This window comes from Glycomyces sp. L485, assembly GCF_022548875.1.
GTDB lineage: Bacteria > Actinomycetota > Actinomycetes > Mycobacteriales > Micromonosporaceae > Glycomyces.
This window is the reverse complement of record NZ_JAKZEW010000057.1, coordinates 1-20,458: the sequence shown is the minus strand read 5'-3', so window position 1 is coordinate 20,458 and position 20,458 is coordinate 1. Positions and strand designations below refer to the sequence as shown.

The following is a 20,458-nucleotide window of genomic DNA, read 5'->3' as shown; positions in this document are numbered from 1 at the left end:
CGCTCACGCTCCGCATCGATCACCTTGCCGGGAATACCTCAATGAACTCGGCAGCACCGATCTCGCGGCAGAACTCATTCAGCTGCGGGATGATCGGATCGCGGAAATCTACGGGGAAGACGGTTGATTACTCTCTTAGAACCTGTCGCCCCCGCTGACCATCGCCGAGCAGCGCTCGTCGTCGTTCTCAGAGAGGTACTCCGGCAGCACCTCGAGCGTGTCGGCGTCGACGACGACCTCGGCGACCTGGTCGGCCTTCAGGGGGACCCCGTCGTAGACGGTGAACCGGCCCCAGGTCGAGAGGGTCTCGCCGGGGAGCGTCCCGCAAGCCGACTGGAGCAGCGTGGTCGAGAGGATCCCGCCGTCGGCGTCGAGCGCCTGCACCTCGACGCTCCATTGAAGACCGATTTCTCCGCCGGCGACCTCATCGATGCCCTGTTGCCACAGATCCTCGTACCGATCGTCGCCGAGCAGGCCCGGCGTCAACTCGAAGACATCGAAGACCCCGTCGACGATTTCGGCCGCGGTGGCGTGGTTGACCGCTTCGTAGTCGAAGACGTAGGTGGCGACTTCGTCGCCTGGATCGGCTTCCCGGTGCCCGGTGATCGTGATCGAGACCAGCTCGTCCGATGTCCCGTCCGCCACCGCGTCCGCGGCGCACAGTCCCGTTGTGAGTAGTGCGGCCGCCGCGGCGGCCCAGGTGGTGAAGTTCCGTCGCCGCAAGATCGTCCCTTGTTTGATAGGGGCGCGCGGCGGAGCTGTTCGATCCCGCCGCGCCACTGGTGCTGATTACAAGACGCTCCAGCGCCGCGTCCGGTTGCCTCCTTACCGCAGCAGCTGGGTCATGCGGGTGCCGTCGAAGAGCCAGCGGAGCGCCAGGACCGCCTGGCGGAAGTAGCCCAGCGCTCGGGTGCCCTTGCGGGTGCGTCGCCTGCGCCGGATGGTCTGGAGCCGGCAAGCGAACCAGGTGACGACCTCCCGGTCTACCGGCAGCGTGCAACGGCATGTGACACTGGTAGACAATCGAAGCCCTTCTGGTGCAACGAAGTCGTGAAGCAACTTCATTGTCTACCAGGGGGTTTCGTTGTGTCTCAGGAGGTCTTATTCCCAGCCGTCACCAAGACCTTGCCGGGAAAGCCTCAGTGGGTGGCGGTGGTTTCGAGTTCGGCGTCGGCCTCGGATTCGAGGGCGTCGAGTTCCTCTGCCAGGTGGGCGCTCGCGAACCAGGCCCGTGAGGAGGGCGTGGCGAGCAGCAGCAGGATCGCCGTCGGCATCGAGCCGCACACCAGGAGCATCGCGCCCGCGCTGATGAAGAACTCGGGCCCGTCGGGGAAGGTCGCCATATAGGCGCGGGTGGCCACCCACACGTACATGCAGAACGGCACGAACGCCAGCGCGTACCAGGCAGCCTTGATCGCCGCCTCCCTGCGGCGGCCCAGTTGGACCGCGATGAGCGGCAGCGAGCCGGTCACGGCGATCGAGGTGAGCACCAGGACCCACCGTTCGGCGCCTCCGGAGAGCAGGACTTCGATCGTGGTCTCGTCGCTCGCGGCGGCCGTGGTGGCGGCGAGGAGGAAGTTCAGGCCGATCGTGTACAGGCCGACGATGGCCGTGAATTCGATCCATATCAGGGCCTGCGCGACCCGCACGGTGTTCGGTTTGGTCGAAGGGGGCCCTGGATGGCTTGCTTTCACTGCGCTCCTCAAGCAGGGGCGGCGGGGGTCCCGCCGCCGAGTCTGGGGGGCCGAGGCGGCTCCATGAACGATATCGGACGTTTGCCACCGGCGACCTCAGCCGTTCGGGCAAGGTGACTTGACAGCGCGACTGAGCGGCTCATCGCGGCACTCGTGGCCGACCGAGGCTCCCGGGCCTCAGCGGACCGCGCAGGCCCCGCACATTTCGGTCAGGAACCGGTCGGTGAAGCGGCCCTGGAGGAACCGTGCCGCGGGCGCGCCGAGCCTGGTCGACCAATGCCCCGGCTTGGAGAAGGAACTGACCGTGAAGCGGGCCTCGTCAGGCGTCTCTGGCGACCATGTAGTCGCAGATGTCGATCAGAGCTCGGGCGGCCGGGCCCTCCGGGAGGGACGACGCGAGGAGCCTCGCCCGCTCTTGATACCGGCTCAGCATCGCCCTCGCCTCGACCAGTGCGGTCGAGGCGCGCAGCAGCTCCAGCGCCTCGGGGAGGTCCTGCTCGGCGACGGGGCCCGACACCAGTTCGCGCAGTCTCCCGTCGGCCGGGTCCTGCCCGGCGAGCGCGTACAGCACCGGCAGGGTCGGCACGCCCTCGAGGAGGTCGGTTCCAGGGGTCTTCCCGGACGTGTCGGAGGCGATGTCGATGATGTCGTCGGCGATCTGGAACGCCACGCCGATGACCTCGCCGAACTCCTCGGCGGTCGCGATGGTGCGCTCGCCGGCCCCGGCGAACCACGCGCCGAACTTCGCGCACGTGGCGATGAGCGATCCGGTCTTCTCCGACAGGATCTGCAGGTGCCATTCGATCGGGTCGATCCCGTCGGGCCTGGGCATGGTCTCGTTGATCTGGCCCCGCACGAGCCGCGCGAACGTCGCCGCCTGCGCGCGCACCGCCTCGGGCCCGAGGTCGGCCATGATCTGCGCGGCCTGGCTGAACACGAAGTCCCCGGTGAGGATCGCCACCGAGTTGTCCCAGCGGGCGTTCGCGCTCGGCGCGCCGCGGCGCACGGCCGCCTCGTCCATGACGTCGTCGTGGTACAGCGTCGCCAGGTGGGTCAGCTCAAGCGCGACGGCGGCCTCGACGATCCCGGACCGGCCGGGGTCGCCCAGGTGCGAGCAGACGATCGTGAGCATGGGCCGGAAGCGCTTCCCGCCTGCGTTGATGAGGTGGGATCCGGACTGGCGCAGCAGCGGCTGGTCCGTGTCGACCGCTTTCAGCAGCCGCTCCTCCACGGCATCGAGGGCCTGTTGCATCTCGTCCGCGAAGGCCTCGTCGGCAAAACTCAGCGCGGTCTGGGCACTTCCAGTGGTCACCACAGGCTCACCTTATCGTGTGGTCGTGGAATCGGGGACGGGGCGGGAAGCCACAGTCGCCTGCGTCCTAGCGCCCTTGTCCGCCGCTCAGGCGGGCGCCGATGACGATGCAGACGGCCGCGAGAACCATCGCGGCGATGGAGACGCTCCAGCCGGTGTTCCAGCTCGTGTTGTCGACGATCAGTCCGAACGCGATGGGGCCGATCGCCCCGCCCGCGTACACCCCGGTCTGCGTTATCGAGGTGGCAGCCGCCGGGGTGTCGGAATAGCGGTTGGTGACCGCGAAGTTCATCAGCCCCGGCCACGCCCAGCCGAGCGCGAACGCCGCGGCCGTCCCGAGCGGCAGCAGCCACGTCTCGCCGACCATGAGCGCCCCGATCCCGGCGCCGCCGCCGGCGAGCATGACGACGATGATGCCGAGCTCGCCGCCGCCCCGGCGGTCGACGAGCGCGCCCACGGCGGTGCGGGCGACGACCCCGGCGAGGCCGCCGATGGTCAGGTTCAGTCCCGCGAACGACTCGGAGGCGCCGATGTCCACGGCGTACGTGGTCAGGAACGACCCGAGCGGGGTCGCCCCGAGCGCGCCGAGGCAGGTGGCGGCGGCGAAGACGAGGAGGCGCCGGTCGAAGGCGCGGCCGTTGCCGACCCGCCGGGGGAGTTCGGGCCGGCCGAGGCCGATGAGCGGGATGAGGGCGAGCAGTGCGACGGCGGCGCCGGCGACGAACGCCCACCGCCAGCCGAGGGTCAGCGCGATCGCGGGGACGCTGAGCCCGGCGAGCATGGTGCACAGCGGCACCGACGCCTGTTTCGCGCCGAACGCCAACCCCTTGTGCCGCCTGGGGGCCCAGTTCGACAGGACCGCGTTCGACGACAGTTGCCCGAGTCCGTTGGCGGGAGCGCCGAGGACGATCAGGACGGTGAGCGTCACCGGGTCGTGGGCGAACGCGGCGACCGCCGCCATCGAGGCGGCCGAGAGCCCGACGCCGAGCCGCGCGACGTTGGGCGCGCCGAAGCGTTCCACTACGTGCCCGGAGGGAACGGCCGTGACGGCGCTGGCGGCGAAGTAGAGGCCGGCGACGAGGCCGATGGCGCCGATGCTCATGTGCAGCTCGTCGGCGATCTGGACGGCGAGGCCTCCGAAGAGGAACACCGGCATGACGGCGGCTACGTTGACGCTCAATGCGGTCGCCACGGTCGATGAGGCGTTCGGCGCGGTCGTGGTCGGCACGTTGGCAACCGTACTCTTGGGCGGTGTCGCGGCGCCCCGTTCGTTCTCGGCAGGGCTCGGAGTGTCACGTATTCGGGTGACGTGTCTTGACGCGGACGCACACCGTGTGCGAGTGTGGTCGCACTAGGGCCGCTACGACGAAGTGCGGCGGCCCTGGTGGGGGGAACCGCCGCACTTCGCTTATGTGGTGTGTATGACCGCGGCGATGACGAGGAAGTTGGTGGGGACTCGACGCCGTCGCCGCGGATTCTGTCCGGCGCCCGGCGTATGCCGAGTTTCGAACGGTGCTGACACGTTGATACTGCCCGCTGTCGGGGGATGACGCAAGTAGCTGTTGTTTATATAGTTAGATTCCCGGTTCACGCGGTGCGAGGGGGCCTCCCCGGCCCGTGGTCAGAGGCGTGGACTCACGAGCGGTTAACGGAGCGGCGGCATGGTGGAGCAGCGGCGAGCCAAGGACAAGCTGCGAAAACACGGCGGGATACGGCCTCGCAACAGTGACGAGCCGACCAAGATGATCCAGAGTGTCCAGCGGGCGCTGCGGATCATGGAATTCGTCGGCAAGCATTCGGGCGGCGTGTCGGCGCAGCGCATCGCGTTCGAATGCGAGCTCAACCGGGCGACCGCCTACAACCTGCTGCGCACGCTCGTCTACGAGCGGTATCTGCGGCGCGACGAGAACGGGCGCTACTCCCTCGGCCTGGAGGTCTCCGACCGCTACTCCGAGCTCACCCAGGCCATGGCCGGGCCGCGCACCTGCGGGGAGTTCATGCGCCGCATGTCCACCGAGACCGGCTACTCGACGTTCGTGGCCCGTTTCGTCGAGGGGCGACCGGCGGTCACCTCGGTGACCGAGGGGAACCGGTCGCCGCACGTCGAGGACCTCATCGTCGGATTCGACGACGGCGCCCACGCCACGGCCCTCGGCAAGGCCCTGCTGGCGACGCTCAAGCACACCGAACGGGCCATGTTCCTCAAGGCCGCCGGGATGCGCCGGTTCACCGGGAGGACGCTCACGGAACCCGATGCCCTGGAACACGACCTGATGGTCTACAGCGAGTCGGGCGTGTACGCCGAGATGGGCCAGTTCCAGGACGGTGTCGGCTGCGCGGCCGTCGTCGTGCGCGACCACCAGGACCCGAACGAGCGCGTCGTGCTCGCCGCGGCCATGCCGCTGTCGGACATGGGCCGGTTCTGGCCCCTGCTCACCAAACGCCTGCGCAGGGCCGCGGTCGAACTCCAGCCCCTGATCTAGTCCGTGGCGACCCGGTCGGGCAGCACCAGGTTGATCACCCAGCCCGCCACCGTGACCACGATCGAGCCCAGGAGCGCCCAGCCGAAGTTGTCGACGCTAAAGACCAGGTCGAACTGCTCGGCCAGCCACGCCACGAGCATGAACAGGGCGGCGTTGACGATGAGCCCGAACAGGCCGAGCGTGAGGATGTAGAAGCCGCACCCGAGCGTCTGGATGATCGGCTTGAGCACCGCGTTCACCACGCCGAAGATCACCGCGATGACCCCGAGCGTGAAGACCTTGTCCCAGAAGGAGTCCGCCGACGTGCCTATCTGGATCCCCTTGAGCAGCCACGAGGCGAGCCAGAAGGCCGCGCCGGTGACCGCGATCTTGACGATGAGTCGCATCCCGACATTCTTTCAAACGGGCGCCGACTCCGCATTCCCGACCTCGACCGCACAGGAGCCGGGGGCTACGACGTCATGGGTCACAGCGAGGTGATCGAAGTGAAGCGGCCGACCGGTCCCGCAGGGACCGGTCGGCCGCTTCGATCGGCTTGGGTCAGAGGACGGTCCAGGTGTCGCCGGAGTTCAGCAACCGGTCCAGGGCGCCCTTGCGGTCGACGCCCGCCGAGGCCTCCTCGACCTGGTGGCGGACCTGCTCGTCGTAGGTGGGCCGCTCGACCGAGCGGAACACGCCGATCGGCGTGTGGTCCAGCTCGGTGCCCGACAGGCGCGACAGCGCGAACGCGTACGCCGGGTCGTCCACGTCGGACTTGTGAACGACGATGTCGGACTCGTCGACGTCGGCGACGTCCTTGACTTCGAGGCCGTAGCCCGACTGCACGACGGCCCGGTCGCCGAAGCGGATCGGCTGCCCGTTCTCGAGGCGGATGATCGCCTCATCGCGCGTCTCGGCGCTCTTGAGCACCTCGAACGCGTTGTCGTTGAAGATCGGGCAGTTCTGGTAGATCTCCACGAACGCGCTGCCTTCGTGCTCGGCGGCGGCGCGCAGCACCTGCTGGAGGTGGGCGCGATCCGAGTCCAGTGTGCGGGCGACGAACGTCGCCTCCGAACCCAGCGCGAGCGACAGCGGGTTGAACGGGGCGTCGACCGAGCCCATCGGGGTGGACTTGGTGAGCTTGCCCGGCTCCGAAGTGGGGGAGTACTGGCCCTTGGTGAGCCCGTAGATCCGGTTGTTGAACAGCAGGATCTTCAGGTTGACGTTGCGGCGCAGCGCATGGATGAGGTGGTTGCCGCCGATGGACAGCGCGTCGCCGTCACCGGTCACGACCCACACCGACAGGTCCGGGCGGCTGGTCGCCAGGCCCGTGGCGATCGTCGGCGCACGGCCGTGGATCGAGTGCATGCCGTACGTGTTCAGGTAGTACGGGAAGCGGGAGGAGCAGCCGATGCCGGAGACGAACGCGATCTTCTCGCGTTCGAGGCCCAGCTCGGGCAGGAACGACTGGACGGCGGCCAGGATCGCGTAGTCCCCGCAGCCGGGGCACCAGCGCACCTCCTGGTCCGACTTGAAGTCCTTGGCCTTCAGCTTCGGAGCGTCGAGCTTGACAGCGTCAGCCATTCTTGATGACCTCCTCCAGGGCGTCCTGCAGTTCGTTGGAGGTGAACGGCAGACCGCGCACCTTGTTGTAGCCGATGACGTCCGTGCCCGGGAAGCCACTGCGCAGCAGCTGCGACAGCTGCCCGAGGTTCATCTCGGGGACGACGACCTTGTCGTAGCGGGCCAGGACCTCGCCGAGGTTGGCGGGCATCGGGTTGAGGTAGCGCAGGTGGGCTCGGGCGATCGGGATGCCCCGGTCGCGCAGGCCGCGGACGGCCGCGCCGATCGGGCCCCACGTGGAACCCCAGCCGAGCACGAGCACGTCGGTATCGCCGGGGTCCTCCACCTCCAGGTCCGGGACGGGGATCCCGGCGATCTTGGCGGCGCGGGTGCGGACCATGTGGTCGTGGTTGGCCGGGTCGTAGGAGATGTCTCCGGTGCCGTCGGCCTTCTCGATGCCGCCGATGCGGTGCTGGAGGCCGGGCGTGCCCGGGACGGCCCACGGGCGGGCGAGCGTCTCGGGGTCGCGCTTGAACGGCAGGAAGATCTCGTTGCCGCTCGAGTCGGTGTCGTTGAACTCGGTGGCGAACTCGACCGACAGGTCCGGCAGGTCGGCCGGGTCGGGCAGCTTCCACGGCTCGGCGCCGTTGGCGATGTAGCCGTCGGACAGGAGCATGACTGGGGTGCGGTAGTGCAGGGCCATGCGGGTGGCCTCGAGCATCGCCTCGTAGCAGTCCGACGGGGACTGCGGGGCGACGATCGCGATCGGGGCCTCGCCGTGGCGGCCGAACATGGCCATCATGAGATCGGCCTGCTCGGTCTTCGTGGGCATGCCCGTGGACGGGCCGGCCCGCTGCACGTCGATGACGACCAGTGGCAGCTCCAGCGATACGGCCAGGGAGATCGTCTCGGACTTCAGGGCGATGCCCGGGCCCGAGGAGGTGGTGACGCCGAGCGCCCCGCCCCACGAGGCGCCGAGCGCGGCGCCGACGGCCGCGATCTCGTCCTCGGCCTGCACGGTCGTGACGCCGAAGCGCTTGTGCTTGGACAGCTCGTGGAGGATGTCGCTGGCCGGCGTGATCGGATAGGCCCCGAGGAACACCGGCAGGTCACTGGCCACCCCGGCGGCGATGACGCCCCAGGCCAGAGCCTGGTTGCCGGTGATGTTCCGGTAGGTGCCGGCGGGGAGCGTCGCCGGCGGGATCTCGTACTGGACGGCGAAGGACTCGGCGGTCTCGCCGTAGTTCCAGCCGGCCTTGAGCGCTGCGATGTTCGCCTCGGCGATGTCGGGCTTGGCCGCGAACTTCTTCTTCAGGAAGTCCTCGGTGACGCCGGTGGTGCGCGAGTACATCCACGACAGCAGGCCCAGCGCGAACATGTTCTTGCTTCGCGCGGCGTCCTTCTTGCCGATGTCGTAGTCCTCCAGCGCGCCGATGGTGAGGCTGGTCAGCGGGACCTCGATGAGCTGGTAGTCGTCGAGCGAGCCGTCCTCGACGGGGTTCGCCGCGTAGCCGACCTTGGTGAGGTTGCGCTTGGTGAACTCGTCGGTGTTGACGATGACGATGCCGCCGGACTTGAGGTCGGGCAGGTTGGCCTTGAGGGCGGCGGGGTTCATCGCCACGAGCACCTCGGGCTCGTCGCCGGGGGTGAGGATGTCGGAGTCCGCGAAGTGGATCTGGAAGCTGGAGACGCCCGGGAGGGTTCCGGCGGGCGCCCGGATCTCTGCGGGATAGTTCGGGAGGGTGGAGAGGTCGTTGCCGAGCTTGGCGGTCTCTGCCGTGAATCGGTCGCCGGTGAGTTGCATCCCGTCACCGGAGTCCCCTGCGAAGCGGATGACGACCCGGTCGAGCTGCCGGACGGTATTCACCAAGTTCTCCTCATGCGGGTCTGCGGGCACGCGCGGGCGAGCGGCGCGTCTGTTCGGGATGCCGGATCGGGTCCGCCATCGTCTCTCACTTGCGATGCTACGCGTGGATGACGTGCGGGTGCCAACCACGCGTCCAGTCGCGACGTAGGCGACACACCTGGGAGTCAAGGCTCTCACCTTGTGGGAGAACGACCCCCGTCGTCGGGTCACTCCTGGCCGTCGGCCGTGGGCGTCCCTGATGTGGTCTGAGTCTCGCCCGGTTCGGCGGTCGCCGTGGGCTCGGGCGAGCTCGGTTCGGTCGTGGGCACTTCGTCGATCTCGACGAAGGCCTCGCCGTCCCACTCGTAGCGCGCCGTCCATGTCTCGGAGGCGCTGAGCCCCTGGAGTGTAATCGCCCCGTCCTCGATCCCGACGATCTCGGAGAGGCTCTGTGATTCGTCTGGCTGCCACACCCATGCGAGCTGGTCGAGGCCGTCCTCGTGCGGGGTGAACGCCGCGACGGCGGTCTGCCCGTCACAGGAGAGCGCCAGAACGGTTTCGGGCGTGTCGTCGCCGGTGAGGTCGCCGGTGGTGTCGGCTTCGACGGTCCACTCGGACTCGTCGGCGAACTCCCAGGTCTCCAGGTCGACGCCGAACTCGCCGCCGGCGCAGGCGCCGGTCCACTCGTCGATCACGAGGACCTGGCCGCCGCCCTCGGGCATCTCGGTGTCCTCGGAGGCCGGTTCGTCGTCGCCGGTCTCGGGCGTCAGCGGTTCGCCCAGGTGCGTCCCGGGGGCCTCCTCTGCAGACGGTTCGTCCTGCATAGTGACCGGCGGGGCGGCCGGCTCGGGGTCCGGCGTCGAACCGAGGGTCTGGGCGACGGCGAAGCCGCCGGCGGTGACGGCGGTGCAGGCGCCGAGGACCGCGGCGAGGGAGATGAGGCGGCGCCTGCGCAGCGAGGCAGGGCCCGACATGATCAGGTCGTCGACCGGAGGTGGCTCGAACGCCGACGGCGCGTCGGCCTTGTACGCGGCGAAGGCGGCCGTGATCGCGTCGTCGCCCGTCTCGGCGACGGCGTCACCGTAGTGGTCGGCGTTCATCAGCGGTCCTCCTTCACGGATGATCGGTTGCCCTTGGGGCGGGGCACTCTCGCGGTGCCGGTGGTCCGGGGCGGCTCCGCGGGCTGCGGGCGCAGGCGGATGGGCATCGTGTCGGACTCGGCCCGTGCCGGTTTGCGGTCGGCCGCCTCGTCGCCGAGCAGCTCGGCGAGCTCCTTCCGTCCCCTGTGGAGCCATGATTTGACGGTGCCCTCGCGGGCCCCGGTGGACTCGGCGATCGCGCTGATCGGCATGTCCGCCATGTAGTGCAGGACGAGGGCCTTGCGCCGCTTCGCGGGGATCCGCTGGAGCGCCGCCACCAGCGCGACGTGGTCGGGGCCGGCGCCCGGTGCCGGCTCGGGCGGGGCGGACTTCTGGAGGAACTTGCGCACCACCTGGTTGCGGCGGTGGCGGCTCGTTGCGAGGTTCCATGCGACGCGCCGCACCCACGCGACCGGCTCCTCGTAGCCGCCGACCTTGTCCCAACGCTGCCAGGCCCGCAGGAAGGCCTCCTGTACGAGGTCCTGCGACTCGGCCGAATCGCCGAGATAAGCACACACCTGGGCAGTGAGCTCCGAGAAGTGGTTCTCGTAGAGGTCGGTGAACTCCGCCTCCGTTCGCACATCCGCTCCAGCACAGGTAGGGGGGACAAGGGCAGCAATTGGGGCCGGGCGGGCGAACCCGGCGCTAGACATTGTCTCGTTCGGATGCGCGGGGAAGCGAGGCGGGGTGGTCCCGACGGCCGTCGCGCCAGGTACGCGGCGATGCGCGCAGACGTGGCCGCGAGCGGTGCGGGCGCGGCGTCGCGTCGTGGCGCTGGCGGCGGTCATGCGATGTACTTTCCTCCACGGCTCGGCTTGCGAGCCGCAAATCGGTATGGCGGGCGGGCACGGAGTCCGATGTCGCTGGACGGCCGCGTATTCCTCTTCGAACACCTACACGCCCGTGAGGCGCGAGCGGTTGCGTCGGCGGGCGAATATTTAGCCGTCAACCGATCGCCGCGACGCTTGGCTTCCCTCGACGGGCGCGCCGCACTATGGTGTGAGCATGGACTCCTCCCTACTCGGCGACTACGCCGTCTTCGGGGTGCTGCTGCTGGCCGGCTTCGCGTTCGTGACCGCCGCGCTGACGGCCAACCGGCTGCTGCGCCCCAGCGCGCCGTCGAAGGTGAAGGGGATGACCTACGAGTGCGGCGTCGACCCGGTCGGCGGCGACTGGGCGCAGGTCCAGATCCGCTACTACGTGTACGCGTTCCTGTTCGTGCTTTTCGCGGTCGAAGCGGTGTTCCTGTTCCCGTGGGCGGTCGTCGCCGCGGGCTTCGGGTTCGCCGCGGCCGCCGAGATGGGCGTGTTCGTCGGGGTGCTCGCGCTCGGACTGGCCTACGCCTGGAGGAAGGGGGTGCTCAAATGGCAGTGAAGCTTCCGTTCCCGGCGAGGCCCGACGAGGGCGCCGGGGTGCTCGGGGAGCCGATCCGGTTCATCCTCAACTGGGGCCGCAGGTACTCGCTGTGGGTGTTCAACTTCGGGCTGGCCTGCTGCGCCATCGAGTTCATCGCCGCGTCGATGAGCCGCCACGACTTCATGCGCCTCGGCGTCATCCCGTTCGCGCACTCGCCGCGCCAGGCCGACCTCATGGTCGTCTCCGGGACCGTCACCGACAAGATGGCCCCGGCGATCAAGCGGCTCTACGACCAGATGCCCGAACCGAAGTACGTCATCTCCTTCGGCGCCTGCTCCAACTCCGGCGGCCCGTACTGGGACTCGTACTGCGTCACCAAGGGCGTCGACCAGATCATCCCCGTCGACGTGTACGTCCCGGGCTGCCCGCCCAGGCCGGAGGCGCTGCTGTACGGCATCGGCCAGCTCCAGAAGCAGATCGGCGAGGAGCCGCTCCGCTCCAACCTGCGCGCCCCGCTCAGGAGGCGCGATGCCTGAACCCTGGCACGCACGGGTCACCGCCGCGCTCGAGGTCGAGACCGGCGAGGACGGCCCGAGGGCCGTGGCCGACGTCCTCGCCGCCGACTGGCGCGAGGCGGTCAAGACCTGCCGCGACGACCTCGGCTGCGACTTCTTCGACTGGCTCTCCGCGGTCGACGAGGGCGAGGACGGCATGCGGATCGTCGCCCACCTGTGGTCGGTGGCGGAGCGGCGCGGTGTGCTGCTGCGAACCGTCGCTGTCGGCCCGGTCGATTCGATCACCGACCTCTATGCCGGCGCGAACTGGCACGAACGCGAGACCCACGAGATGTTCGGTGTCGACTTCACCGGCCATCCGGGCCTGCGACCGCTGCTGCTGCCGCCAGAGTTCGAGGGGCACCCGCTGCGCAAGGACTTCGTGCTCGCTTCCCGGGTCGTCAAACCCTGGCCGGGGGAGAAGGAACCCGGAGGCGGCAGGGAAGGCGCCAGGAAGCGCGCCCCCAAGCGCCCGCCCGGAGTCCCCGAGGACTGGATGAAGGAGCCCGATGCTTGAGATCGCGGTCAAACTCGTCGGCGTCATGGCCGCGTTCCTCGTCCTCCCGCTCCTGGTCGGCCAGACCGAGCACAAGCTCATGGCCCACATGCAGGGCCGGCTCGGTCCGATGCACGCCGGACGCTTCCACGGCTGGGCCCAGCTCATCGCCGACGGCGTCAAGTTCGCGCAGAAGGAGGACCTCGTCCCCGACGCCGCCGACAAGCCCGTGTTCAAGCTCGCGCCCGCCGTCGCGCTCGTCCCGTACCTGCTGGTGCTCCTGTTCATCCCGCTCGGGCCCGGAGACCTGGTCGGCTCCAGTCTGGAGATGGGCCTGTTCGTGGTGCTCGCGCTGGTCGGCATCGGCGTGCTGGCCGTGCTCATGGCCGGGTGGGCCTCGGCCAACAAGTACACGCTCGTCGGGGCGCTGCGCGGCGCCGCGCAGCTCATGGCCTACGAGCTGCCGCTCGTGCTCGCGGCCGCGTCGGTCGCCGTGGCCGCCGGGACGCTGAACCTCCAGGGCATCGTCGAGGCCTGGAACCCGTGGTGGCTGCTGTGGCAGGCGCCGGCGGCGTTCGTTTTCTTCACCGCCGGGCTCGCCGAGATCCGCCGCCCGCCGTTCGACGCGCCGGTGGCCGACTCCGAGCTCGTCTTCGGCTACCTCACCGAGTACGCCGGGCTGCGGTTCGCGCTGCTGCTGCTCGCCGAGTACGCCGGGATCGTCGTGATCGCGGCGCTGACGGCGGTGCTGTTCCTCGGAGGCTGGCAGGGCCCGGGGCCGGAATCGCTCGGCTGGATGTGGACCCTGCTGAAGACCGGGGCGCTGGCGCTGGTGGTCATCTGGCTTCGCGTGGCCTGGCCGAGGCTGCGGGTCGATCAGATCCAGGCGCTGTGCTGGAAGGGCCTCGTGCCGCTCGCGCTCGCGCAGCTGGTGCTCACCACCGTGATCGCCCTTGGCTGAGCCGCTTTCGGCGGCAACCCGGAGCCGCCGCCCGCAGGCGGAGTCGTTCGAAACGCTCTTCACCGCGGACGACCGGGAATCCGGGTCCGACGCGGTGGAAGGAGGCTAAGCGGCCTTGGTCTCGGTCTTCTTCGCGGCCGGCTTGGACTCGCTCTTCGACTCGGACTTCTCGGACTTCTCGGACTTCTTCGCGCCGTTCTGGGAGTCGTTCGAGCTCAGTGAGCTCGTCCCGGTGGAACGGGAGTCGGTGCGGTAGAACCCGCTGCCCTTGAAGGTCACTCCGACGTTGCCGAAGACCTTGCGCAGGCTGCCGGCCACTTCGCAGGCGGGGCAGTCGGTCAGGCGTGCTTCGGCGAACGACTGGTGTTTGTCGAACTCGAAACCGCACTCCTTGCAGCGGTATTCGTAGACAGGCACGTGGTTCCTCCAGCACAGTCAGGACCGGTTCATGGCTCGCGAGCGTGGCCAAGGCGGGTCGCGCTCAGATCCCGATCGACATTAGCACTCAGCAGCGCGGAGTGCTAAATCCATCTCGCATGGAGGTGATCGATCTATCCGACTGTGACGAAGCCGTCGGCCGGGGTGATCACTCCGGTCACCGGCCGGTCGTGCGGCTCGGCCGGGACCGCGACGTCGAACTCGCCGTCGCGCAGCAGTGCGACCACCGGCACGTCCGGCCGCAGCCGCGCCAGGGCCCGGTCGTAGGAGCCGCCGCCGCGCCCCAGCCTGATGCCGCTGTTCGAGACGGCCAGTCCGGGGACGATCACCGCCGCGGCCTCCCGGATCGCCTCGGGGCCGCATGTGGCGGCGATGCCCTCGGTGCCCCTCGGCCCGGTCAGCGCCACCCCGCTCCACGAGTCCTCCGGCGCTTCCGACTGGCGCACTTCGGAACCGACGACGGTCCAGTCGAGGTCGTTGTCGGGCAGCGTCACCGGCAACAGCACCTTGTAGTGGTCCGCCAGGCGTTCTGGGATCTCGGGCCGGAGCGTCGCGCACGGCTCCGCTCCGAACGGCCGGTACGCCGCCACCGCCGCCCCCTCGTTCAGCACCTCGCCCAGCAAGCCCCGCAAGGCATTCCACGTTGCCCGGTCGGCGTCCTCACGATCCTTGGGCGACATCGCCTTTCGTGTTTCCAGCAGCCGCGCCCGGACGGCATCCTTCACTGTGGTCACGGTATCCCTCACTGTGATCGTCTTTGCCTGCATAGATTCCCCCGAACAGCGATCTTTAGTCACCTTTTCGGTCATACCTGTTCCGATGGCCGCGCCCAGTCGTGTCTAGTCGGTAGCTCTAGGTAGTCTTCTAGGGAGTGAACTTGAGGGGGCTTCGGTGTCGCTGCGCTCACGGCTCACCACGGCGTTCCTCGTCGTCGTGCTGGGGCCGGTCCTGGTGGGGGCCGTGTTCGTTGCTGCCATCATGTCCCATCTGGCGGACTCCCGCGGCTCAGAGCTGGCGGACTCGGCCGCCACGATGGTCGACTCCACCCTCGGCACCATCTGCGATCGCATCCAGGGCTCCGCGGCAGCGGTGGCCCTCAACCACCGTAGCGGCGGCGCCGGCGACGCCGTCGAGATGGCCGAACTCGTCGTCGACCGCGCCGTGGTCGACGGCGTCGTCTTCTCCAGCCTCGAACACGCCGACGCCTCCTCCAGCGCCGCGGTCGGCGCCCGGGCGCCCGAGGGCGCCTGGATCGACTGCGGCGCCGAGCCCGTCCAGAGCGTCGGCGAGCCGATCGTCGCCCTCGGCTCCCAGGCCCTGGTCGAGAACGCCGACGGCACCACCTCCGTCTTCACCGCCTTCCGCGTCGTCGACCAGGACTTCCTCGCCGGTATCGCCGACGCCGCCGACGCCGAACTGGTCCTCCAGGACGGCCGCGGCCGACAGCTGTCGGCCGGCAGCGTCGACGCCGGACGCTGGGCCTTCACCGATGCGTTCCTGCCGTTGCGCATCGGCACCGCCTCCACCGACATCACCCCCATGTACTGGACGCTCGCGGCGATGGTCGCCGCCAGCGCGGTGTGCGCGGTGGGTCTGGCCGCGTGGCTGTCCCGCTCGACCACCAGGCCCCTCGCCGAGCTGTCGGCCGCCGCCGAGCGCGTCAGCGACGGCGACCTGGACGTGCGCGTGCCAGTCCACGGCAGCGACGAGGTCGCGCACCTCGCCTTGGCGTTCAACCGCATGACCGCCCAGACCCAGGCGTACGTACAGGCGCTCACCGCCTCCCGCGACCAGATGCGCGGCCAGCTCGGCCGGCTCGGCCAGACGCTCACCGCGACGCTCGACCTCGACCGAATCCTGGAGGTCATCCTCGACACCGCGATGGTCACGACGAACGCCGAGGCCGGCATCATCATGCTCGTAGACGTCGACGACACCGACCAGCTGAAGCAGCGCGCAGGGGAAGGCGAGCTGGGCTTGGCCGAGCCCGCGTCGGTGCGGATCGGCGAGGGCATCATCGGCGCCATCGCCAGCACCGGCATGCCCGCGCACGGGCGCATCTACGACGGCAAGTTCGGCAGCTGGCGGCGCGCGGCCACCGAGCCGGACGCGCAGACGATCATCGCCGTTCCCTTCTCCGGCAGGCAGGCCGTCGAAGCGGAGCAGCCGGGGGCGCGTCGCGCCTGGCCGGACGAGGACCCCACTCGCACCGAGCTGGGCGTCCTCGGCGTCCTGGTCTTGTACGACCGCGTCGCCGGCCAGGATTTCGAAGACGGCGACGTCGAGACCCTGAAGACCTTCGCCGGGCAGGTCGCCGTGGCCGTCGAGAACGTGCTGCTGCACCGCCAGGCGCAGCGGCTGAGCCTTACCGACCCGCTGACGGGAATGTGGAACTACCGGTTCATGCAGACGTCGCTGCGCCGCGAGGCCGAGCGCGCCCGCCGCTTCCAGCGGCCCTCGGCGCTGCTGGCGATAGACCTCGACCTGTTCAAGGCCGTCAACGACACCCACGGGCACCCGGTCGGCGACCAGGTCCTCGTCGAGCTGTCCAGGCGCATCACCGGCCAGATCCGGGAGGTCGACCTGGCGTTCCGGCACGGCGGCGAGGAGTTCATGGTGCTGCTGCCCGAGACCGACGCCGCCGGTGCGGCCGTCGTCGCCGAGCGCCTCGGCAGGGCCGTCTCGGGGCGACCGTTCAAGGTCAGCGACGCAGACGGAGGCCTGGAGCTGCGCATCACCGTCTCGGTCGGCATCGCGGTGCTCGGCGACCACGCCGACACCGCGTCGGCGGTCATCGCCGCGGCGGACGAAGCCCTGTACGCGGCCAAGGCTGCGGGCCGCGACACCTGGCGGATCGCCACGGCCTAGCCGGGCGGGTGGCGAACTTCTGACTGAGAGTGGTCACGATACCCTCGCCGTATGTCTGAAACCTCGCGTCGTGCCACCAAGGCCGTCATTCCCGCCGCGGGCAACGCCACCCGCTTCCTTCCCGTCACCAAGGCCGTTCCCAAGGAACTGCTCCCGATCGTCGACAAACCGGTCCTCCAGTACATCCTCGAAGAGGCCTCGGCGGCCGGCGCCGACGACATCGTGCTGGTCACCGCCCGCGGCAAGGACTCGATCGTCGACTACTTCGACGTCCGCCCCGACCTGGAAGAAGCCCTCGCCGCCAAGGGCAAGACCGACGCGATCGAGGCGATCAAGGCCCCCGAGCGCATCGCCGAGATCAACGCCATCCGCCAGGGACGGGCCCTCGGCCTGGGCCACGCCGTCGGCCGCGCCGCCGCCCACGTCGGCGACGAGCCGTTCGCCGTCCTCCTCGGCGACGAGTTCTGCCACCTCGACGACAAGCTCCTGCCGCGCATGATCGACCTCCAGGCGGAGACCGGCGGCATCGTCCTGGCCCTCATGGAAGTCCCGCCCGAAGACGTCTCCCGCTGGGGGGTCGCCTCGGTCAACCCCACCGACACCGCGGACGTCGTCGAAGTCACCGGACTGGTGGAGAAGCCCGCCGTCGAGGACGCGCCGTCGAACCTCATCCTCATCGGACGCTACGTCCTGCCAGGCGCGATCTTCCCCGTCCTCGACGCCACCGAGCCGGGAAGAGGCGGCGAAATCCAGCTCACCGACGCCATGGACACCATGCGCGCCAACGGAACCCCCGTACACGGCGTGGTCTTCCGGGGCCGCCGGTACGACACCGGCCAGCCCACCGAGTACCTCCAGACGCTGGTGAAACTCGCCAGCGAACGCGACGACTTGCCCGGCTTCAACGCCTGGCTGCGGGAATTCAGTGCGACACTGGAATAGCGAATACGCGGCCTAGCGGTGCGCGACACCGGTGGGAATCGACGAACGGGGGCTGAGGAGTGAAGGGGAGCGACGCGACGCCACTGGCGGATTTCCTCTCGAAGGCGCTGGCCCTGGTTCGCCCCCTGCCTCCCACCGACGTCGACATGACCCGCTCGACCGGCTCCGTCCTCGCCGAGGACGTCACCACGCCCGGGCCGCTGCCCGCGTTCGACTACGCCGCCATCGACGGCTACGCCGCCGCCGCCGAGGACCTCACCGGAGCCAGCCCCGAACGCGGGGTCGGCCTCAAGGTCCTCGGCGACCTCGCCGCCTCCTCATGGCGGCCCGTTCGCCTGGTCAAAGGCACCTGTTTCTCGGTCGCCGCCGGCGCCCCGCTCCCGGTCGGCGCCGACATCGTCGTGCCGCTCGCCTGGACCGACGAGGGCATGGCCACCGTCGAGGTCCGACAGGTCCCGCGCCGCGGCCACGGCGTGCGCCGCCTCGGCTCCGAGCGCACCTCCGGCGAGCTCCTCGCCCACGAGGGGCGCCGCATCACCCCGCAGCTCATCGGCCTGCTCGCCGCCGCGGGAGTCGCCGACGTCGTCGTCCGCCCCACACCGCGAGTCGTCGTGATCGCCACCGGAGACGAACTGGTCGACACCGGCCGGCCCTCCCAGCCGGGCCAGCTCATCGACGTCAACTCCCACCTCGTCACCGCCGCCGCCTCCGAGGCCGGCGCCCACGCCTACCGCGTCGGCATCTGCGACGACGAACCCGACGCGCTGCGCACTGTCCTCGACGACCAGATCCTGCGCGCCGACCTCGTCATCACCACCGGCGGCACCGGAACCGGCCCCGGCGACATGGTGCGCCGCACGCTCTCGCGCGACGGCGCGGTCGCCTTCGACCCCGTCGCCGTCTACCTGTGCGAGACCATGGGGTTCGGCACCATCGGTCCCGAAGAGGTCCCCATCGTGTGCCTCCCGGGCGACCCCGTCTCAGCCATGATCGCGTTCGAGACCATCGCTCGCCCGCTGATCCAGCGGCTCGCCGGCGCCGAACCCGTATTCCGGCCCAGCGTGCGAGCGAATCTCACTGAACCCGTATCCTCACCGAACGGACTGCGCGAGTTCCGCCCGGTCCGTGTTGCCGAACGGCGCGGCGGCGGCTACACCGTCGCCCCGCTGGGATCAGCCTCCTACACACTCAGCGGACTCGCCGAGGCGACAGGACTGATGACGATCGGCGAGAACGCCACCCGGGTGCCCGCCGGGTCCACCGTAGACGTGCTGCTGCTGGACCGAAACCGATGACACCTTGCCTACACGCACTGCTTTTTTGGATCGAATTAGATGACCCTCTCCAACCCCGGCTGGCCGGTGAACATCAGCCACGGCGACGTGAGCGTGAGGCCGTTCCGCCGCAGCGACGCCCGACGCTGGTCGGACTTGCGGCGCTCGAACGAGGCCTGGCTCGCCCCCTGGGAGCCCGGCACCGGCACCACCTGGAACGAAGCCCACTCGCCCGCCGCGTTCCGCGCCATGCTCCGCGGCCTGAAACGATCCGTCAAGGACGGCACGAGCTGGCCCCTCGCCGTGTGCTGGAAAGGCGAGCTCGTCGGCGGGCTCACCGTCGGCAACATCGTGCGCCGCGCCTTCGGCTCCGCGTACGCCGGCTACTGGATCGACCGCGGGCACGCAGGCAAAGGCATCACCGCCACCGCGCTGGCCATCGTCATCGACCATGCCCTCACCGTCGGGCGCCTCCACCGCATCGAGGTGAACATCCGGCCCGAGAACGGCCCTTCGAACCGGGTCGCCGCGAAGCTCGGGCTGCGCCGGGAAGGTCTCCACAAGCGCTACCTCTATATAGACGGCGGCTGGCGTGACCACTACGGGTACGCGGTCACCGCCGAGGAGGTCGCTGCCGAGCGCATGGTCGACCGGATGGAGCGCCTGAGAAAGGCCCAGTCCAACCACTAGGCGTACTGCCCGACCTGAGAAGTTGTGACCGACGGCGGGAGCGGCAAGGCGAAGTGATTCGTCCGCGCCAAAGGCGGCAGCGATGATGAGGTGGAGGAGTAGGTGGGCTGACGTTGTCGGCTCGCCGGCTCTTTTCGGCCCGGCTTCAGGCGTATCAGCGACGAGAGTGTCGGGTGGGGGCGGGCCCTTCGGAGTTCGGTCCGCTTTGGGCGGTCTTCAGGCGGGCGGCGACGAAGGATCTGAGTGGAGGTCGGGGGTGCCCTGTCGGCCACGGAGGTCGGTCGTGGGGAGCAGAAACAGAAACAGAAGCAGGATCAGGATCAGGAGCGGGAGCGGGAGCGGGACTCTCGGGTCTGGTTCGGCGGCTGCGGCGGGCGCTGTGGGTGTGGGTTCGGGGGCCGTGAGGGGATGCCGGTTCGGGGCGGCCGGGAGGGGGAGCCGGTTTGGGCCGGTCGAGCACGGAGTCTCTGGCCGCTTGGGTGTGCTGTTTTGGCCCTGGACACGGGGAATGGCTCGAAGCCGTTTCCGGTTTCGAGCTGGCGGCTGTATGAGGCGCCTTCCCCGCCGCGGCGTCCCGCGGCGGGCAGGTTAAGAACGGGATGGGATCTTCGATCAGGTTCGAGCGCACCGGGATCAGCGGTTCATTCGTTTCCGGGTGTACCAGAGTCATCGCCGCGACCGGGGCGGCTGGTGCGGCCGCGTCTGCTGGCGGTGTTGCTGGTGTGGGGGCGTGCTCGTCTTCGGGGCGGAAGCGTCCGCCCGGTCCGGAGTCCGGTTCGGAGTCTCGCTCGGGTCCGGTTCCCGTTTGGGGCCCGTGTTCGGGTTGGGCTACCCCCGCTTTTCTGGAGATGACTTCTTGGTAA

At 69.5% G+C, this 20,458-nt stretch carries 19 protein-coding genes and 2 pseudogenes; 9 read left to right on the top strand and 12 right to left on the bottom strand.

Translation table 11 applies throughout. The annotated features are described in order from the left end of the window. Positions 1–135: 135 nt before the first annotated feature. The 5 genes and pseudogenes from L0U85_RS18870 to L0U85_RS18850 all read right to left on the bottom strand — a co-directional run bounded on the left by L0U85_RS18870 (position 136) and on the right by L0U85_RS18850 (position 4,234). Complete coding sequence (locus L0U85_RS18870; protein ID WP_241379310.1) at positions 136–723, bottom strand: hypothetical protein; 588 nt, start codon at positions 721–723, stop codon at positions 136–138. A 111-nt stretch (positions 724–834) separates the two neighbouring features. Next, positions 835–993 (bottom strand): annotated as a pseudogene (locus tag L0U85_RS18865) (IS5/IS1182 family transposase); the annotation flags it as partial. Between the two features lie 146 nt (positions 994–1,139). Next, complete coding sequence (locus tag L0U85_RS18860; RefSeq protein WP_241379309.1) at positions 1,140–1,694, bottom strand: hypothetical protein; 555 nt, start codon at positions 1,692–1,694, stop codon at positions 1,140–1,142. 319 nt (positions 1,695–2,013) lie between these two features. Beyond that, on the bottom strand, positions 2,014–2,946 hold the full coding sequence (locus L0U85_RS18855) for a polyprenyl synthetase family protein (protein WP_277606054.1): 933 nt from the start codon (positions 2,944–2,946) through the stop codon (positions 2,014–2,016). Positions 2,947–3,073: 127 nt separating this feature from the next. Further along, positions 3,074–4,234: an MFS transporter gene (locus L0U85_RS18850; RefSeq protein WP_241379307.1), complete on the bottom strand. Its 1,161-nt coding sequence runs from the start codon at positions 4,232–4,234 to the stop codon at positions 3,074–3,076. 433 nt (positions 4,235–4,667) lie between these two features. On the opposite strand from L0U85_RS18850, the gene L0U85_RS18845 reads away from it, so the two are divergent. Beyond that, positions 4,668–5,489, top strand: coding sequence for an IclR family transcriptional regulator C-terminal domain-containing protein (locus L0U85_RS18845; RefSeq protein ID WP_241379306.1), 822 nt, complete (start codon positions 4,668–4,670; stop codon positions 5,487–5,489). Here the strand turns inward: L0U85_RS18845 and L0U85_RS18840 are convergent. The 5 genes from L0U85_RS18840 to L0U85_RS18820 form a co-directional block, all read right to left on the bottom strand. After that, positions 5,486–5,875, bottom strand: coding sequence for a phage holin family protein (locus L0U85_RS18840; protein WP_241379305.1), 390 nt, complete (start codon positions 5,873–5,875; stop codon positions 5,486–5,488). The genes L0U85_RS18845 and L0U85_RS18840 overlap by 4 nt on opposite strands. A gap of 154 nt (positions 5,876–6,029) precedes the next feature. After that, positions 6,030–7,052, bottom strand: coding sequence for a 2-oxoacid:ferredoxin oxidoreductase subunit beta (locus L0U85_RS18835; RefSeq protein WP_241379304.1), 1,023 nt, complete (start codon positions 7,050–7,052; stop codon positions 6,030–6,032). Beyond that, positions 7,045–8,901, bottom strand: a complete 1,857-nt coding sequence (locus L0U85_RS18830) for a 2-oxoacid:acceptor oxidoreductase subunit alpha (protein ID WP_277606047.1) — start codon at positions 8,899–8,901, stop codon at positions 7,045–7,047. The genes L0U85_RS18835 and L0U85_RS18830 overlap by 8 nt, the downstream gene beginning before the upstream one ends. A gap of 203 nt (positions 8,902–9,104) precedes the next feature. Further along, positions 9,105–9,977: a hypothetical protein gene (locus L0U85_RS18825; protein ID WP_241379302.1), complete on the bottom strand. Its 873-nt coding sequence runs from the start codon at positions 9,975–9,977 to the stop codon at positions 9,105–9,107. Continuing rightward, complete coding sequence (locus L0U85_RS18820; RefSeq protein ID WP_241379301.1) at positions 9,977–10,597, bottom strand: SigE family RNA polymerase sigma factor; 621 nt, start codon at positions 10,595–10,597, stop codon at positions 9,977–9,979. Before L0U85_RS18820 ends, L0U85_RS18825 begins: the two co-directional genes overlap by 1 nt. A gap of 424 nt (positions 10,598–11,021) precedes the next feature. Here L0U85_RS18820 and L0U85_RS18815 point away from each other — a divergent pair, with 424 nt between their 5' ends. The 4 genes and pseudogenes from L0U85_RS18815 to L0U85_RS18800 all read left to right on the top strand — a co-directional run bounded on the left by L0U85_RS18815 (position 11,022) and on the right by L0U85_RS18800 (position 13,383). Beyond that, complete coding sequence (locus L0U85_RS18815; protein WP_241379300.1) at positions 11,022–11,390, top strand: NADH-quinone oxidoreductase subunit A; 369 nt, start codon at positions 11,022–11,024, stop codon at positions 11,388–11,390. Next, positions 11,381–11,851: pseudogene (locus L0U85_RS18810) on the top strand (NADH-quinone oxidoreductase subunit B family protein); the annotation flags it as partial. The gene L0U85_RS18815 and the pseudogene L0U85_RS18810, both read left to right, overlap by 10 nt. 49 nt (positions 11,852–11,900) lie before the next feature. Further along, positions 11,901–12,443: an NADH-quinone oxidoreductase subunit C gene (locus tag L0U85_RS18805; protein WP_241379299.1), complete on the top strand. Its 543-nt coding sequence runs from the start codon at positions 11,901–11,903 to the stop codon at positions 12,441–12,443. Beyond that, positions 12,436–13,383, top strand: coding sequence for a complex I subunit 1 family protein (locus tag L0U85_RS18800; RefSeq protein WP_241379298.1), 948 nt, complete (start codon positions 12,436–12,438; stop codon positions 13,381–13,383). Before L0U85_RS18805 ends, L0U85_RS18800 begins: the two co-directional genes overlap by 8 nt. 105 nt (positions 13,384–13,488) lie before the next feature. Here L0U85_RS18800 and L0U85_RS18795 read toward each other — a convergent pair whose 3' ends face one another. Together L0U85_RS18795 and L0U85_RS18790 are read right to left on the bottom strand one after the other, a co-directional pair. Next, positions 13,489–13,800, bottom strand: coding sequence for an FmdB family zinc ribbon protein (locus L0U85_RS18795; RefSeq protein WP_241379297.1), 312 nt, complete (start codon positions 13,798–13,800; stop codon positions 13,489–13,491). Positions 13,801–13,934: 134 nt separating this feature from the next. Beyond that, complete coding sequence (locus L0U85_RS18790; RefSeq protein WP_241379296.1) at positions 13,935–14,555, bottom strand: 5-formyltetrahydrofolate cyclo-ligase; 621 nt, start codon at positions 14,553–14,555, stop codon at positions 13,935–13,937. A 157-nt stretch (positions 14,556–14,712) separates the two neighbouring features. Between L0U85_RS18790 and L0U85_RS18785 the strand changes: the two genes are divergently transcribed. From L0U85_RS18785 to L0U85_RS18770, 4 genes are read left to right on the top strand one after another with little or no spacing between them, the layout of a single operon-like run. Then, positions 14,713–16,689, top strand: a complete 1,977-nt coding sequence (locus tag L0U85_RS18785) for a diguanylate cyclase (protein ID WP_241379295.1) — start codon at positions 14,713–14,715, stop codon at positions 16,687–16,689. Between the two features lie 51 nt (positions 16,690–16,740). Beyond that, positions 16,741–17,631, top strand: coding sequence for a UTP--glucose-1-phosphate uridylyltransferase (locus L0U85_RS18780; RefSeq protein ID WP_241379294.1), 891 nt, complete (start codon positions 16,741–16,743; stop codon positions 17,629–17,631). Between the two features lie 59 nt (positions 17,632–17,690). Further along, positions 17,691–18,926, top strand: a complete 1,236-nt coding sequence (gene glp, locus L0U85_RS18775; RefSeq protein WP_241379293.1) for a gephyrin-like molybdotransferase Glp — start codon at positions 17,691–17,693, stop codon at positions 18,924–18,926. 39 nt (positions 18,927–18,965) lie between these two features. Beyond that, entirely contained in the window at positions 18,966–19,595 is a 630-nt protein-coding gene (locus L0U85_RS18770) for a GNAT family protein (RefSeq protein WP_241379292.1), read from the top strand. The last annotated feature ends 863 nt before the right edge of the window (positions 19,596–20,458 follow it).

What these genes read in the sequence shown, in the direction of transcription:
- L0U85_RS18770 (WP_241379292.1), top strand. Translation starts at nt 18,966, where the DNA reads ATGACCCTCTCCAACCCCGGCTGGCCGGTGAACATCAGCCACGGCGAC.
- L0U85_RS18815 (WP_241379300.1), top strand. Translation starts at nt 11,022, where the DNA reads ATGGACTCCTCCCTACTCGGCGACTACGCCGTCTTCGGGGTGCTGCTG.
- L0U85_RS18840 (WP_241379305.1), bottom strand. Translation starts at nt 5,875, where the DNA reads ATGCGACTCATCGTCAAGATCGCGGTCACCGGCGCGGCCTTCTGGCTC.
- L0U85_RS18825 (WP_241379302.1), bottom strand. Translation starts at nt 9,977, where the DNA reads ATGAACGCCGACCACTACGGTGACGCCGTCGCCGAGACGGGCGACGAC.
- L0U85_RS18800 (WP_241379298.1), top strand. Translation starts at nt 12,436, where the DNA reads ATGCTTGAGATCGCGGTCAAACTCGTCGGCGTCATGGCCGCGTTCCTC.
- L0U85_RS18780 (WP_241379294.1), top strand. Translation starts at nt 16,741, where the DNA reads ATGTCTGAAACCTCGCGTCGTGCCACCAAGGCCGTCATTCCCGCCGCG.
- L0U85_RS18835 (WP_241379304.1), bottom strand. Translation starts at nt 7,052, where the DNA reads ATGGCTGACGCTGTCAAGCTCGACGCTCCGAAGCTGAAGGCCAAGGAC.
- L0U85_RS18805 (WP_241379299.1), top strand. Translation starts at nt 11,901, where the DNA reads ATGCCTGAACCCTGGCACGCACGGGTCACCGCCGCGCTCGAGGTCGAG.
- L0U85_RS18855 (WP_277606054.1), bottom strand. Translation starts at nt 2,946, where the DNA reads ATGCAACAGGCCCTCGATGCCGTGGAGGAGCGGCTGCTGAAAGCGGTC.
- L0U85_RS18845 (WP_241379306.1), top strand. Translation starts at nt 4,668, where the DNA reads ATGGTGGAGCAGCGGCGAGCCAAGGACAAGCTGCGAAAACACGGCGGG.